Origin of the sequence: Planococcus sp. YIM B11945, from assembly GCF_050864155.1 — a bacterium.
Lineage (GTDB): Bacteria > Bacillota > Bacilli > Bacillales_A > Planococcaceae > Planococcus.
This window is the reverse complement of the sequence record NZ_JBOZWR010000004.1, coordinates 1-14,393: the sequence shown is the minus strand read 5'-3', so window position 1 is coordinate 14,393 and position 14,393 is coordinate 1. Positions and strand designations below refer to the sequence as shown.

The 14,393-nt window shown below is 46.9% G+C and carries 12 protein-coding genes; 7 read left to right on the top strand and 5 right to left on the bottom strand.

Annotated elements, in window-relative coordinates; translation table 11 throughout:
• Positions 1–4 precede the first annotated feature (4 nt).
• The 4 genes from ACRRQV_RS08040 to ACRRQV_RS08025 all read left to right on the top strand — a co-directional run bounded on the left by ACRRQV_RS08040 (position 5) and on the right by ACRRQV_RS08025 (position 6,284).
• On the top strand, positions 5–919 hold the full coding sequence (locus ACRRQV_RS08040; protein ID WP_432529533.1) for a DMT family transporter: 915 nt from the start codon (positions 5–7) through the stop codon (positions 917–919).
• 876 nt (positions 920–1,795) lie between these two features.
• Positions 1,796–3,523, top strand: coding sequence for an ABC transporter ATP-binding protein (locus ACRRQV_RS08035; RefSeq protein WP_432529531.1), 1,728 nt, complete (start codon positions 1,796–1,798; stop codon positions 3,521–3,523).
• Positions 3,516–5,339: an ABC transporter ATP-binding protein gene (locus ACRRQV_RS08030; RefSeq protein WP_432529529.1), complete on the top strand. Its 1,824-nt coding sequence runs from the start codon at positions 3,516–3,518 to the stop codon at positions 5,337–5,339. The genes ACRRQV_RS08035 and ACRRQV_RS08030 overlap by 8 nt, the downstream gene beginning before the upstream one ends.
• 93 nt (positions 5,340–5,432) lie before the next feature.
• Positions 5,433–6,284 carry a GNAT family N-acetyltransferase gene (locus tag ACRRQV_RS08025; RefSeq protein ID WP_432529527.1) on the top strand — a complete coding sequence of 284 codons (852 nt, stop codon included), beginning with the start codon at positions 5,433–5,435 and terminating at the stop codon, positions 6,282–6,284.
• 38 nt (positions 6,285–6,322) lie between these two features.
• Here ACRRQV_RS08025 and ACRRQV_RS08020 read toward each other — a convergent pair whose 3' ends face one another.
• Positions 6,323–6,832, bottom strand: coding sequence for a YusW family protein (locus ACRRQV_RS08020; RefSeq protein ID WP_432529525.1), 510 nt, complete (start codon positions 6,830–6,832; stop codon positions 6,323–6,325).
• A 144-nt stretch (positions 6,833–6,976) separates the two neighbouring features.
• Here ACRRQV_RS08020 and kynA point away from each other — a divergent pair, with 144 nt between their 5' ends.
• Together kynA and ACRRQV_RS08010 are read left to right on the top strand one after the other, a co-directional pair.
• Positions 6,977–7,831 (top strand): tryptophan 2,3-dioxygenase, encoded by an 855-nt coding sequence (kynA, locus tag ACRRQV_RS08015; RefSeq protein WP_432529523.1) that lies wholly within the window; start codon positions 6,977–6,979, stop codon positions 7,829–7,831.
• A 10-nt stretch (positions 7,832–7,841) separates the two neighbouring features.
• Entirely contained in the window at positions 7,842–8,558 is a 717-nt protein-coding gene (locus ACRRQV_RS08010; RefSeq protein ID WP_432529521.1) for a glycerophosphodiester phosphodiesterase family protein, read from the top strand.
• Between the two features lie 68 nt (positions 8,559–8,626).
• On the opposite strand, the gene ACRRQV_RS08005 is transcribed toward ACRRQV_RS08010, so the two are convergent.
• The 4 genes from ACRRQV_RS08005 to ACRRQV_RS07990 form a co-directional block, all read right to left on the bottom strand.
• Entirely contained in the window at positions 8,627–9,646 is a 1,020-nt protein-coding gene (locus ACRRQV_RS08005) for a DUF2804 domain-containing protein (protein ID WP_432530761.1), read from the bottom strand.
• A gap of 127 nt (positions 9,647–9,773) precedes the next feature.
• Positions 9,774–10,628 (bottom strand): DegV family protein, encoded by an 855-nt coding sequence (locus tag ACRRQV_RS08000; protein WP_432529519.1) that lies wholly within the window; start codon positions 10,626–10,628, stop codon positions 9,774–9,776.
• 133 nt (positions 10,629–10,761) lie between these two features.
• Positions 10,762–11,328: a glycerol-3-phosphate acyltransferase gene (locus ACRRQV_RS07995; protein ID WP_432529517.1), complete on the bottom strand. Its 567-nt coding sequence runs from the start codon at positions 11,326–11,328 to the stop codon at positions 10,762–10,764.
• A gap of 143 nt (positions 11,329–11,471) precedes the next feature.
• The gene (locus ACRRQV_RS07990; RefSeq protein ID WP_432529515.1) at positions 11,472–12,842 is read right to left on the bottom strand and encodes a dipeptidase; all 1,371 of its coding nucleotides are present in this window, start codon (positions 12,840–12,842) and stop codon (positions 11,472–11,474) included.
• Positions 12,843–12,993: 151 nt separating this feature from the next.
• Here ACRRQV_RS07990 and ACRRQV_RS07985 point away from each other — a divergent pair, with 151 nt between their 5' ends.
• Positions 12,994–14,235, top strand: a complete 1,242-nt coding sequence (locus tag ACRRQV_RS07985) for a CNNM domain-containing protein (RefSeq protein ID WP_432529513.1) — start codon at positions 12,994–12,996, stop codon at positions 14,233–14,235.
• Positions 14,236–14,393 lie beyond the last annotated feature (158 nt).

Genomic DNA, 14,393 nt, shown 5'->3' with positions numbered 1-14,393 from the left:
TTGTGTGAATCGCATGAAAGGAATCGCTATGATTTTGAGCGGCGCGATGCTGTGGGGAGCAACCGGTCCGCTCATTGAGTGGACGCTCGCTTTTTTCAATTTATCTGTGCCGTTTTTGCTGACGCTTCGGATGTCCATCGCCGGTTTGCTGCTGCTTGCTTTTTTAAAAGGGAAGAACGTTCAAGTCACGGCGATTTTCAAGCAAGGCATTTGGTTGCGCCAATTAGTGATTTTTTCCATTCTCGGCATGCTCGGCTGCCAATATGCCTTTGTGGCGGCAATTGATGTCAGCAACGCAGTCGTCGCAACGCTGCTTCAATTTTTAGCGCCTGTTTATATTATTTTTTTCGTTTCGATGCGGCAGCGCGAATGGCCGCCTTCTTATCAAGTGGTCGGCATGCTCGGCACACTCGCCGGACTGTTTTTGCTGTTGACGAACGGCCGGCTGGATGAATTGGCGATTGGCGGCTCGGCTTTAGTATGGGGACTTTTGCTCGGTTTGGCTTTTGCGTTTTACACCATTTACCCGGCCCGCCTTATGCAGGAGTGGGGCGTGCTGCTTGTCGTCGCTTGGTCCATGCTGATCGGCGGAATTTTTATTGGTCTCATCAATCCCATCTTCCTGTCGACCGAATGGAATAAAATCATGAGTGTTCAAGCAATCTTGGCCATTTTTGGAATCATCGTCATTGGAACGGTGGCTTTTGTGCTATTTCTAAGCAGCATGCGGTTTATTTCCGCTGTGGAGACGAGCATTTTATCTGCATTCGAGCCATTGACGGCCATGATCATCTCGATTTTCTGGTTCGGCAAGCTGCTTGCTCCGATTCAATTGACCGGTGCATTGGCTATGCTCGTTTTCGTCACGTGGCTATCGCTTGCAGGAAAAGAAAAACAAGAAAAATTGGAAACGACTTAATGGGGAATAGCATCTTTCGAGATGCTATTGAACGTGTAGACAAAAGAATAGTTAGGTTGTTTAAAGAATAATTATTCATTTTCTAGCACATATATCAGATTCAGCGTTCCAGGCGGACGCGTTCCGCTGGCTATTTTTTATAAGGGAAGTTGAATTAAACAAGAATCGATATAAGTTGAACTAAGTATTTGACTTGCTGATATTCCGCAAAACAGCTCCGCTTTCCTGCGGGCTTGCGCCGAACTAACTCGGGCTTTTCGCCCGAGTGTCGGGCACTTCATCGCTACGCTGCTCCCGCGGGAGTCTCCGCTGCTTTGCTCCATATCTTCTAGCCTGCTGGCAATACTAGAACGATTCTCCTGTAATACCTTCTAGTAGTAAGAAATCACTTAGTTTCGGCGCGTCCAAGGGCTAGGCGAAGCATAAGACGAGTGGTCTTCTCGGCTTATTGCGGGAGCCAAAGAGGGACCCAAAGGATTTGGGGACCTCTTTTGCGACGAGCTTGGGCAGGAGCACTATTCTTTGCCTTTCCCAAAGCGGTGTATGAAATGACGATTCTTAAGTTCAACTTATATAGTTAAGTGAAGCGACACCTCCAACCGATCTGGTCACGAGACTCCTGTGGGACAGCGAAAGCGGAAGACCCCGCAGGAACGAAGTGACGAGGAGGCTGAGGCTGAGCCCACGGAAAGCGAAGTGGCCGGATCGGTTGGGGTTTATACAATCTTGTTCCTAATGCATAGACTTTGTCTACAGTCTGAGCAGCATCTTTCTAGATGCTGCTTTTTTCTATGTAATCGCTATGTGTTATCAGAAAAATGTGGCATAATAGTCAACATAAAAGTTCGAGTGACGAAATGTTCAAGGGGTGGTTTTTTGAAAACGGTTTTTGTTTATGCAAAGCCATATAAAGGGTTCATTATTTTTGCGTTGTTTTTAATGCTGCTCGAACTGACTGTTGAGTTGATGCAGCCGCTTGTCATCGCAAAAATTGTGGATGACGGCATCGTGGCTGGCGACCAAACGAGGATCATTCAATACGGCGTGGCGCTGATGGTGTTGTCGATTATTGCGCTGGCGTCGGGGATTCTCAACTCGTATTACGCAGCGCACGTTTCCCAAAACTTCTCGCATGATTTGCGGGAAGCAGTATACGGGCGGATCCAGTCGTTTTCGCTTGCGACGTTCAATAAATTCCCAGCATCGGGTTTGATCACCCGTTTGACGAGCGATGTCACCATTGTCCAGCAAATTTTGTTTATGGGTTTGCGCATCATGCTGCGGGCGCCGCTGTTGGTTCTTGGAAGCATCATCATGGCATTTGTCGTCAACGCGAAGCTGGCGGTTTATTTGGTGATCGTCTTCCCGGTGCTGCTCATCTTTTTGTATGTCATGGTGTTAAAAGGCGTCACGTATTTTGGTTTTGTGCAAGAGCGGCTTGACCGGGTCAACCGGCTTGTCCAGGAAAATCTGCAAGCGGTCCGGCTGATTAAAGCGTATTTGCGCGGCAAGTACGAGGCGAACCGCTTTTCAGAAGTGGCCGGCTCGTTAAAACTGGATACCGTGAAGGCGCTGCGCATCATGGAATTGATTTTGCCGGTTTTATTGTTCGGCATGAACTTATCCTTACTAGCCGTCCTGTGGTTCGGCGCTTCTTACATTCAAAATAACGGTGCGCAAATCGGGGAATTGGTGGCTATTGTCAATTACGCTATGCGCATGACCGGCGCTTTTTCCATGTTTTCCTTTATCATAATGGCGTTCGCCCGGGCGAAGGCTTCTTCGGAGCGGATTGAAGAAGTGCTAATTGCCGAAGGTGCCCGCGAAAAAGAAACGAAAGGCGAAGTCAAGGCGCTCCGCCGCGGAGAAATCATTTTTGACAAGGTATCGTTTACGTATCCGGGAACCGAACGGAGCGTATTGAACAATGTGTCGTTCCGTTTAAAGCCGAATGAAAAATTGGCGATCATGGGCGCCACGGGCTCCGGAAAGTCTTCCTTATTAAATCTCATTCCGCGTTTTTACGACCCGACCGAAGGAAATGTTTACGTTCACGGCCAGAATGCGAAAAACTGGTCGCTGCGGACGCTGCGAAAAACAGTAGGCGTAGTGCCTCAGCAGTCTTTATTGTTTACCGGCACGATTTCAGACAATTTGTCGTGGGGCAAAGAACAGGCGGTTCAAACGGAATTGGCGGATGCTGCGGCAAAAGCACAAATCCATAAAACCGTCGAGCGCTTTCCAAAAGGCTACGACACACGGGTTGGCCAAAAAGGCGTCAACTTATCAGGCGGCCAGAAACAACGCCTGTCCATCGCCCGTGCGCTAGTGCGAAAACCGTCAATTCTTCTATTGGATGACAGCACCAGCGCGTTGGACGTTAAAACAGAAGCGAAGCTGTGGGAAGCGCTGGATACAGAAAAAGCGACAATGCTCGTCGTGACCCAAAAAATTCGGACGGCTAAAAAAACAGACCGCATTTTGCTGCTGGAAGAAGGGCAGATTTCGGCCTACGGCACGCATGAACAGCTAGTCGAGACTTCGGCTCTTTACCGGCAGATTGCACTTTCCCAACAAGAAGAGGAGGTGGACGAATATGTTTGAGGCAATACGCCGACCTTTCGGCCACGAACCCATCATCAAAAAAGAAGATTTGAAAAAAGATACAGAGAAAAAAAACGAACGCGCCGAGAACTGGAAATCCACGCTTTTGCGCATCTGGAAACTCGTCGATGAGCACAGGGTTTTATTGATCATCGTCTTGGCGCTGGTGTTTGTTTCTTCGGCCTTTGCGCTGCTTGGTCCTTTCTTGATCGGCTATATTATTGACCACTATATCGTGCCGCAGCAGTTCGGCGGCATGGGAGCCGTTATTTTATGGCTGATCGCGGTCTACATTGGCTATTCCGTGTCGCTGTATTTGCAGAACTATTGGATGGTCGGCATCGCGCAGCAAGTGATTTACCGCATGCGCACAGGGCTGTTCAATCATTTGCAGCGTTTGCCTGTCACGTTTTTTGACAAACGGCAGCACGGCGAATTGATGAGCCGGATGACCAATGATATCGAAAACGTGTCATCCACCTTAAACAGTTCGTTTATCCAAGTGTTTTCCAGCGTATTGACGCTAATCGGGACAGCTGTCGTCATGTTGTGGCTCAGCCCGCTTTTGACAGTGCTGACACTGGTCATTATTCCGTTAATGTACATTGCAATGCAATGGATCACGACACGGACAGGGCGCCTTTATAAAGAGCAGCAGCGGGCGATCGGCGATTTGAACGGCTTTATTGAAGAAACGATTTCCGGCCAGAAAATCGTCAAAGCTTTTTCCCAAGAGCCTCGTGTCATGGAAGAATTCTTAGTGAAAAGCGAACGCCTTCGGAATACCGGTTTTTGGGCGTGGACGTATGCGGGTTTTATTCCAAAAGTGATGAACTTTCTGAACAATGCCAGTTTTGCCATCGTCGCCGGAGTTGGCGGCGTGCTCGCGCTCAATGGCTCCATATCGATCGGTGTCATCGTGATTTTTACGGAATACGCCCGTCAGTTTACGCGGCCGTTGAACGATTTGGCGAACCAGTTCAATACGGTGCTTTCTGCAATTGCGGGGGCGGAGCGCGTATTTTCGATTATGGACGAAACCGAAGAAAAAGACGATAAAGCAGCGAACGCGGAAAAAGAACTTCACGGCAATGTCGTGTTTGACAATGTATCTTTCAAATACGAAGGCGCTGAAGAAGAGTGGACGATCCGAGACGTCAGTTTTGCGGTCGGCATCGGCCAAACGGCAGCTTTGGTCGGAGCAACCGGTGCAGGAAAAACGACGATCATGCAATTGCTCGCGCGGTTTTATGACGCCAACGAAGGGGAAATCCGGTTGGACGGCACGCCGATTGCTTCAATGCCGCGGGAAACGTTAAGGCGCCAAATTGCGTTCGTCTTGCAGGATCCGTTTTTGTTTGAAGCGACGGTGATGGAAAATATCCGATACGGGCGCTTGGATGCGGCCGATTATGAAGTGGTGGAAGCGGCGAAAAAAGCCAATGCCCACGAGTTTATCGAAAAGCTGCCGAACGGCTACGACACGGTGTTGTCGGGAGACGGTTCCATGATCAGCCAAGGGCAAAAGCAATTGCTGTCGATTGCCCGGGCATTGATCGCGGATCCGGTCATTCTCCTGCTTGATGAAGCGACCAGCAGCATCGACACCGTTACGGAACTGAAAATCCAGGAAGCGCTCGAGCGGCTTATGGCCGGGCGCACCAGTTTTGTCATTGCCCACCGATTGAATACGGTTCGAAAAGCGGACCTCGTCATGGTAATGGAGATGGGGGAACTGGTCGAAGCAGGAACACAGGAACAGTTGTTGAAAAGCGGTGGATTGTACGCGAACATGCTGGCGGATGCTAAATTATAAATCGCTTGTCCCTAAAACTTGGGGACAAGCTTTTTTAATGGGCTGTTATTGTGATAGGATGAAATTAAAAAGAAAAGCAAGGGGGAGCGCCATATGAATGTTTCCTTATCGATTGATTCGTTTCCGCTCGATGAACAAACAGCGGCGGATATGCGTAAACTCATGAACCAATTTCAGCTGGAATACAGCACGGTGCTGCAAGAACCGGCATGGCAGACAAGCGCGAGAGGATTCGCGGTTCTTGCCTATGCAGAAGATGGGGGCTTGGCCGGGTTCGCGGTTTGTCTGGACATCGTCGGCCTTCACCAATACGAATGGTCCTTGTTGGTCCATGCGGATTTCCGCAGACAAGGAATCGGAACGGCGCTCGCAGAAGGCATCGCTTACGGGCTCGCGCAGCGCCAAGCAGAAGGCGAGCTGGCCGCTTTTATTGAATCCAAAGAAGCGGCGGCGTTTCTGGAGAGTTTAGGCTACGTGGCTGATTTTAAAGAAATCATGCTTGGAGCGGAAGCGCTCGAATCAGCAGCCCTTCCGGAGCATTTAAAGGCCGCACCGTTTGCAGGAGAACGGGCGGAATTGGAAACGCTGCTCTCGGCAGCTTTTAATGAAGAGGTGCTGCCGGTGCTTGCCCACAATATTGAAGAAGCAGGACGGGAAGTTTGGTTGATGCGCAGCGAGGGAAAACTTGTGGCAACCGCAACACTGATTGCTGAAGAGGATGCGCTGTGGGTAACGGCGTTTGCCGTTGACCCGGCTGAGCAGGGAAAGGGATATGGCCAAGCGTTTTTAAAGTGGTGCCGCACTGAAGCTTTTGTTTTAGGAAAGCACCAAGTTCTGCTCGATGTTGAAACAGACAACGCTGCACTGCGCGTTTATGAAAAAGCGGGCTTTCAGCCAGTGAATACAGTGGAATATTGGAAGCGGCAAGAAGCGGAAGGCGAATAAAAACCCACATGCATCTGCATATGGGTTAAAAAGTTTCCTTAGTTGCCGGATCCTCGATATTCTTTTTCTGAGCCGCCTTGGTACGTGACGTCGATTTCAATGTTGTCATAGCCATCTTCAATGCCAAAGGCTTCCACTACTTGCGGAATGACGTCGTCTTCTGACATGTCCTCGCGCAATTCCATGTTGCCGAAGGCAATTTCTAGTTCATCCATGGCGTCATTGCCGGTGAGATCTTGTTTTTTGAGCGTGTTTTTGTACTCGGCTTCAACTTTTTCACGGTCTTCTTCGTAGCTTACATCGAAGGCGTCATTTTGGTCCGGATAATCGACATTCAATTCGAAATCCGTAAATCCGAAAGCACCGCCGCCAATATCTGCTTCTTCTAAGCCTCCGCCTGGAGATGCATCGGCAGGCCCGCCGCCTGGATCGGTTTGTTCCTCGTTCTGAACAGGTTCAGTCACATCGTCGCTGCTGCCGCATGCAGAAAGCACCAAGATAGAAGAAAAAAGTATAGTGGAAAGTATAGGAGATTTTTTAAAAGCCATCGTGACCATCCTTTCATGGTGTATTTGAAATAGGTATTCCCGATTTTTCGTTGTTTTAATCGCCGCGCGGATGTTCGCGCCGCAGATAGACTAGGAACCAAAGCTGAGAATAGACGAAGAAGAGCAAGAACGGAGCTTTTACCCATGAACAACTACACCAACGGCCAAAACATAGCTGCTGCCTCTGAAAAAAACATTCGAACAGACTTCAAGGAAAGCATGACCTACGGAGATTACTTGCATTTGGACAAATTGCTAGCAGCGCAGGAAGAAATCAGCGGCCATCATGACGAGACGTTGTTCATCATTATCCACCAAGTATCGGAGCTATGGATGAAACTGATTTTGCACGAATTGAATGCGGCCATTGCTTCCATTGAAAGAGATGATTTGCAGCCCGCCTTCAAGCAGTTGGCGCGTGTGTCAAAAATTCAATCCCAAATCATTCAAGGCTGGGACGTATTGGCAACAATGACGCCGGCTGAATACATGGAATTTCGAGACGACCTGGGGAATGCAAGCGGTTTTCAATCCTACCAATACCGCATGATTGAATTTGCGCTGGGCTATAAAACAAAACATGTGCTAACAATTTACGAAAAAGACCCGGTGCTTCTTCGCGAACTTTCTGCGGCTTTTGAAAAAAACAGTTTATACGATGCCACGATCCAAAAGCTTCACCGAAACGGTTTTGCGATTGATTCGGAAGTGTTGAACCGGGATGTCACGACGGTTTACGAGTCAAATGAAAGCGTCAAAGAAGCATGGAAAGTGGTTTACCGCGACGTTGAATCCTATTGGGAGCTGTACCAGTTGGCGGAAAAATTGGTGGACGTGGAAGATTGGATGCAGCAATGGCGGTTCCGCCACATGAAAACGGTTGAACGGATTATTGGATTTAAACAAGGAACTGGTGGCTCTTCTGGAGTCAATTATTTAAAAAAAGTATTGGATCAGTATTTCTTCCCGGAACTTTGGGAAATCCGGACCGAAATTTAGGAGGAGCTTCATGAAAATTTATGCAAATAGAGGAAGTTCAGGCACACATCCTGAAAATACATTGCCTGCTTTTCAGGCCGCTGCCGAATTGCAGGTTGATGGCGTAGTCATCAGCGTCCAATTATCAAAAGACGGCGAAATTGTGGTGATCAATGATGAGAAACTTGAACGCACCACGAATGGCCAAGGCTATGTAAGAGATTTTACGCTGGACGAGTTAAAGGAATTGGACTGCGGGTCTTGGTTTTCCGCCGAATGGGCCGGAGAAACGATTCCTACACTTGATGAAGTGTTGGACGTATTTAAAGAAACAACCCACCGGTTGAACATCGAATTAAAAACCGATGTATTTCCTGAAGACCGCTTACTGGATAAAGTGATTGCGCTGGCGGATAAAAAAGAAATGGCGGATCGCCTCCTTTTGTCATCGTTTAACCACGAAGATATCCAAAAAGCGGCGCACAACACGTCCGTTGAATCGGCAATCATTACAATGAACGTTTTGGTGGACGTTTACGACTACGCTCGCATTGTCGGCACCAACCGCATTCACTTGTCTCTGCCATCCGCTTTTCGAAGAATGGCGACCGATGCACTCAGGAAAGGCGCCATCGTTTACGCCTACACGGTAAACGATCTGCAATACGCCGAAGAACTTCAGCACATTGGCATCCACGGCATTATTACCAACTACCCCGAATTGATGGTTGAAAAGTTTTCGAAATAAAATTAAAAAGGATGCAGCGGGGAAATCCCGCTGCATCCTTTTGATTTTGATTTAATTTTGAAAATCGCTCACCATTTCGCATCATGCTCTTCAATGGCGCCGAGCAGCTGCAAAATCTTCACCTTTTTTCCATCCGGGTCACGGACATAGCCGTTGTAGTAGCCGAACAACTGGTGAACTTCCGATTTCACTAGTTTGGCGTCCATTTTGGAAACACGTTCAAAAAACGGCGTGAAGGTCAGCTTCACGTCATCCGAAAATTTCGTGTGGATGAGCCACGGTTCTTTGAAATTTTCCCGATTATAACGAAAAAGTACATCTTCATGAATTTTGGTCATTTTGCCGTTGACGAAAAAGGCATTTTCAGTCATCCCGGTGCCATCCGTCCATTTCCCGCCGAAATTGAGGCCGATAATTTTTCCTAAACAGCGTTGGGATGCCATCGCCCAATTCCAGGAAGACTCCCTTGGCCAAATGCCTCGGCCGTAATCCAAAATAGCGTAGCTGTCGTCTTGCTCAAATTCATAGCGCTGACTGCCAATTTTCACTGAACCGGACACAGGAAGCGAATGGTATTTGGCAGTGAATTGAAAGGTTTGGCGATTTCGGGGGATGACAACATTCAATGTCTCGTGGGCGGAAGGATAAACAATACCCAAATCCGCCTGAAGCGATTCCCCTTCAAAATCATCTACTAATACTTTAATGTGCGTCTTGTTTTCGCTGTAATCAAATTGAATCGACATTTCATCGTGGTAAAAGAAACTGTTATCCAGCACGTGATTAGAAAGCTTGATGTGGCGTGTAAAAGGAAGGACCACTGTTTTTTCATAAAAGCGCTGGGTTTCGTAATTTAAAAAATAAACAAAACAAACAGCGGCGTAATCCAGATGGCTGATGGTAGCAGAAAACATGATTTCTTCTCCAAAAACGCACCAATAATTCCACTTTTTCTTCCGCAAAAAATTTCCTCGCAAATTGCATTCAATAAGAGGCTGCCGTGCATACCCAATGGCATTTGGATTTAATTGGCCTTTTGCATCGCAAAGCATAACAGGATCTGTAAGTTCTCGTTCCACATGCTGCATTAAATCCACCTCGCACCTTTTTCTACACACCTTAACTACTTTCTATTGTAGCAGAATAAGGAAAAAAAGTTATTTGCAATTGGGTTTTTTCGGGAGAATTCAAGTTTTTTTCCAATCCTAAACGATTTTATTGAGGCGGCTTTCTCCACATGAGTGCAAGCGTGCCTTCTCCTGCATGAACAGCCAGAGACGAACTGATATTTCCAATTAGCACGTTGGCGCCAGGAGCAAATTTCAACACTTCTTGTTTCACGATTTCTGCTTCATTTGGAATGTTTGCATGGATTACTTGGAAATAATCAGTGCCAAACTCCTCGTAGTCTTTTTTTGCGTGGTTCAACAAATATTGAACGGCTTTTTTATGGGAACGAACCTTGTCAATTGGAGCCAGTTCACCTGCAGGAGTCAATTGAACAATGGGTTTGACTTGCAGCAAGCTGCCAATGTAATACTGAGCGCCGCTCATGCGTCCGCCTTTGTACAACTGGGTCAAGTTGCCGATTAGTATGTAATTGCGGAAATTATTCGTTTCCGTTTCTAATCGGGAAGCAATGTCAGCTGCATTCAAACCTTGCTGCTGAAGTTCCATGCCTCTTTCAATCAAACCGGATAACCCATACGACAAGGCCATTGAATCAATGGCATATAATTTGAACTCGCTCATTTCCGCTCCGGACACGGAAGAAGCGATCGTCCCGCTCAATTTTGCCGATGCATGGACCGCAATCCCGCATTCGTATTCTTCCTTCAGCTTGTCGTACAGTTCGGAAAATTTTCCTGCAGAAGGCTGAGAAGTTTTTGGAAACTCAGGAGCAGCTTTAATGCGCTGATACAATTGCTCGTTTGACAAATCCACGCCGTCGACAAATTCCTCCATGCCAAAATGCAAGTTCAATGGAACAACGTAAACATCGGGATGAGCTTTAAAGGCTTCTGTTACATAAGCGGTCGAATCTAAAATCCAAGCTATTGGCTTTTTCATAAAAAACATCCTATCTGTTCAGAATTTTGAATAATAAAACTATATCATGAATAATATTTTCTCGATAGAGAAATCCAGTAATGGAGAGACTATCTAACATGGCTTCTAAATTAAATAGAAAAATGAATAATAATTATATTTTAGAAAAGCGGTTTTCAAAAGATTCTTTCACGTCTTTTTGGTGTTTTGCCATAATGAAAACAATAGCAATCCCCAATGGCCAGACGATTAAGATTTCTTGGCTAATAACGGCAGCAGTTAAAAAGGCGATGTAACTAAAAATCATCGTTAAAGTTGCGCTTTTCACAAATGGAAGAAACAAAAAGAAGACAACGAACATGACTAAAAATAGCGAAGGCGTCAAAAACAACGTGACGCCGATAAACGAAGCGATGCCTTTCCCGCCGCGACCTTTCAACCAGAGAGGGAACAAGTGGCCGCTTATCACAAAAAAGCCGCCAAGCGCAATGACCCAAAGATCAAATTGGAAATAAAATCCGAGTCCCACCACTGCAGCCGATTTTCCGGCATCACCAAGGAATGTCAGCAAGAATGCTGATTTGCCAATAACCGCTCCAGCGTTTCGGGCTCCAAGATTTCCGCTCAACTCTTTCCTCAAATCGACGCCTTTCCACTTGCCGACCCACCAAGCCGTCAGGAAGTTTCCGATAAGATAGGATGCTAGCCAATAAATGATCATTTCATGCCTCCTAAAGGGGTTGTTGCCTTAATTTAACCAGTTTGGCAGAGAGAATGAAAGGGCTTAAGTTTAAAAGTAGGAGAGAAACAAAATCCCAAAAGAAAAAGCCTTTCTGATTTTTTCAGGAAGGCTTTCGTTTGGTTTTATAATTGCGATGCTTCGAATAGGTAGTCGCTGATGACACGAAGGCCTTTGTCGAAGTTTTCCAGATGAAAATGTTCGTTCGGTGCATGGAAGTTTTCCGAAGCCAAACCGAAGCCCATCAAAACAACGGGCAGGCCAAGAATTTCGTCAAATGCTGCAACGATCGGAATGGATCCGCCCATACGTGTGAAAGCGGTAGGCACGTTGTAGACTTTTTCGTACGAACGGCCGGCAGCTTGAATGGCTGGGTGATCGAATGGAGTAAGGAATGGTTTCCCTTTATCAAATTCAGATACCGTAGCCGTTACACCGACCGGTTTATGGTTTTCCACATGCGCTTTCAACTTCTCGACGATGTCATCGGGATCTTGTCCAGGGACTAGGCGGCACGTGATTTTCGCACTTGCTTCTGACGGCAGAACCGTTTTGATGCCTTCGCCGGAAAAACCGCCGGTAATGCCATTGATTTCAAGCGTCGGGCGAATCCACGTGCGTTCCACGAATGAAAAGCCTTTTTCGCCGAAATCTTCTGTGATGCCGATAGCTTTTTTCTCATTTTCAAGGTCAAATTCGAGAGCGGCAAATTCAGCGCGTTCCTGATCCGACACTTCAATCACGCCGTCGTAGAAGCCGTCTACCGTGATGACGCCGTCTTTGTCGTGGAAAGAAGCAAGCAGTTCAGAAATCGCATGCAACGGGTTTTGCACCGCGCCGCCGTACAATCCGGAATGCAAATCGCCTTTTGGCCCTTTCAAGTCAATTTGGATGCCCGCTAAGCCCCGCAGGCCGTAGCACACGGCAGGGCGTCCCGGACCTTGCATGCCAGTATCCGAAATGACGATCAAGTCAGCTTTCAGCAAGTCTTTGTTGTCTTCTACATATACAGGAAGATTCGGGCTGCCGATTTCCTCTTCGCCTTCAACGATGAATTTGATATTCACTGGCAGTTCGCCGTTCAATTGAAGCAAAGCTTCGACCGCTTTTACGTGCATAAACGTTTGGCCTTTGTCGTCGCTGGCGCCTCGCGCGAAAAGTTTGTTGTCGCGGACGTGCGGATCAAAAGGAGCCGTTTCCCATAAATGAAGTGGGTCGACCGGTTGTACGTCGTAATGGCCGTAAACAAGGACTGTCGGTTTTCCTTCTGCATGCAGCCAATCTGCATAGACGACGGGGTGCCCTGCGGTTTCATCCACTTTGACATTCTCGAGTCCCGCCTTTTCCATGGCGGTTTTCAACCATTCGGCTGCGCTTCGGACATCCTCTTTATGTTCAGATAATGAGCTGATGGAAGGGATTCGCAAAAATGCTTTCAGCTCTTCAAGCTGTTCTTCACGATGATCTTTAAAATACTGGTCTACTTGTGCATTCATTCAAATACCTCGCTTCTATAATTTTTAATTATGAAAAAATTATAGCACACCGAGTTTTGGTTTTCGACATTGGGAAATTTCCTGTGATATAATGCTTAGTACGGAAAGAGTTCGTAAAATCACGTGTGTTAAAACACTGGGGGAACCATAATTGTTTATAGCGTTAGGATTTTTTTTATTCTTGTCGTTTTTCTTCTCAGGAAGCGAAACGGCATTGACTGCGGTTAACAGGATGAAGGTCCATCTTCGCGCAGAGCAGGGCGATGTGAAATCACAGCGGCTGCAGAAATTGATCGCGAAGCCGGACCGAATGATTACCACTCTTTTAATCGGAAACAATATCGCCAATATCATGTTGCCAACACTCGTGACGACCATCGCCTTAACGGAAGGCTGGGAAGTGGGCTTGGCTACGGCGATCTTAACGGTGGTTTTGATTATTTTCGGGGAAGTGCTGCCAAAAACGATTGCGGCGACTTTCTCAGAGCGGGTTGCGTATTTGGTGTTTCCTGTTATTTCAATTTTAGTGGTTATTTTAAAACCGCTGACGTGGCTGTTGTCTCAGTTCACCAATATTTTTATTCGCATCATTTCAAAGGGTGCGGTAAAAGAAGCGACGATTTCGAAAGAAGAACTGCGGACCATGGTCGATATTGCATCGACTGAAGGGACGTTTGAAGAAGAAGAATCCGAACGGATCAAAGGGATTCTGGATTTCCCGAATAAAGACGTATCGGATGTCATGTCGACTCACCGGACGGACACCGTCGGCATTGAAATCGGTTCGAATTATGAAGAAGTGCGCGATTTGATCTTGGATTCCTCATATACCCGTTACCCGGTATATGAAGAAAGTCTGGATAACGTAATCGGCTTGTTTTATTCGAAGAAGCTAATTGAATGGTCGATGAATCCGAATTTGACGCTCGAAGAATTGATGGATGATAACCCGTTGTTCGTCGTCCAATCCGTGAGCGTTGAAACAGTCTTTAAAATGATGATGTCGAAGAAAAAACACATGGCCGTCATTTTGGATGAATACGGCGGCACGCTCGGTATCGTTACCCACGAAGACATTATTGAAGAAATGATCGGACAGGATATTGAAGATGAAACGGATGTGGAAGACGATGAAATGGTGTTTGAAATGACCGATGTCAAATTGTCATGCCACGGACGATTGGAAATCGAAGATGTTAACGACATGTTCAACGTCAATGTGCCGAATGACCACGACACCATTGCCGGCTTTGTTATGCAGCAGCTAGGTCATGTGCCGAATGAAGGTGAGCAATTCACATACGAAAACCTCCACGTCGAAATCAACGAAATGGACCGCAACCGAATTGTCCGCTTGACTATCACCAAAACAGATGAAGAAGTATTTGCGTAAAACCTTGTTGAAATACAAGGTTTTTTTCTTTGGCTTAGCTTTGGTGATCAATTCTCAGGTCATAATGCGGTCCGGCTGTGCGGCAAAAAGCGCCGCTTCGGCGGTTTGTCTTATGCTTGTCGAACCTTAACGGGCGCTTGCGCTTTTCTATTTGTCTA

Coding starts and splice junctions, on each gene's coding strand:
- ACRRQV_RS08030 (WP_432529529.1), top strand. CDS start 3,516: ATGTTTGAGGCAATACGCCGACCTTTCGGCCACGAACCCATCATCAAA.
- ACRRQV_RS08025 (WP_432529527.1), top strand. CDS start 5,433: ATGAATGTTTCCTTATCGATTGATTCGTTTCCGCTCGATGAACAAACA.
- ACRRQV_RS08020 (WP_432529525.1), bottom strand. CDS start 6,832: ATGGCTTTTAAAAAATCTCCTATACTTTCCACTATACTTTTTTCTTCT.
- kynA (WP_432529523.1), top strand. CDS start 6,977: ATGAACAACTACACCAACGGCCAAAACATAGCTGCTGCCTCTGAAAAA.
- ACRRQV_RS08010 (WP_432529521.1), top strand. CDS start 7,842: ATGAAAATTTATGCAAATAGAGGAAGTTCAGGCACACATCCTGAAAAT.
- ACRRQV_RS08005 (WP_432530761.1), bottom strand. CDS start 9,646: ATGCAGCATGTGGAACGAGAACTTACAGATCCTGTTATGCTTTGCGAT.
- ACRRQV_RS08000 (WP_432529519.1), bottom strand. CDS start 10,628: ATGAAAAAGCCAATAGCTTGGATTTTAGATTCGACCGCTTATGTAACA.
- ACRRQV_RS07995 (WP_432529517.1), bottom strand. CDS start 11,328: ATGATCATTTATTGGCTAGCATCCTATCTTATCGGAAACTTCCTGACG.
- ACRRQV_RS07990 (WP_432529515.1), bottom strand. CDS start 12,842: ATGAATGCACAAGTAGACCAGTATTTTAAAGATCATCGTGAAGAACAG.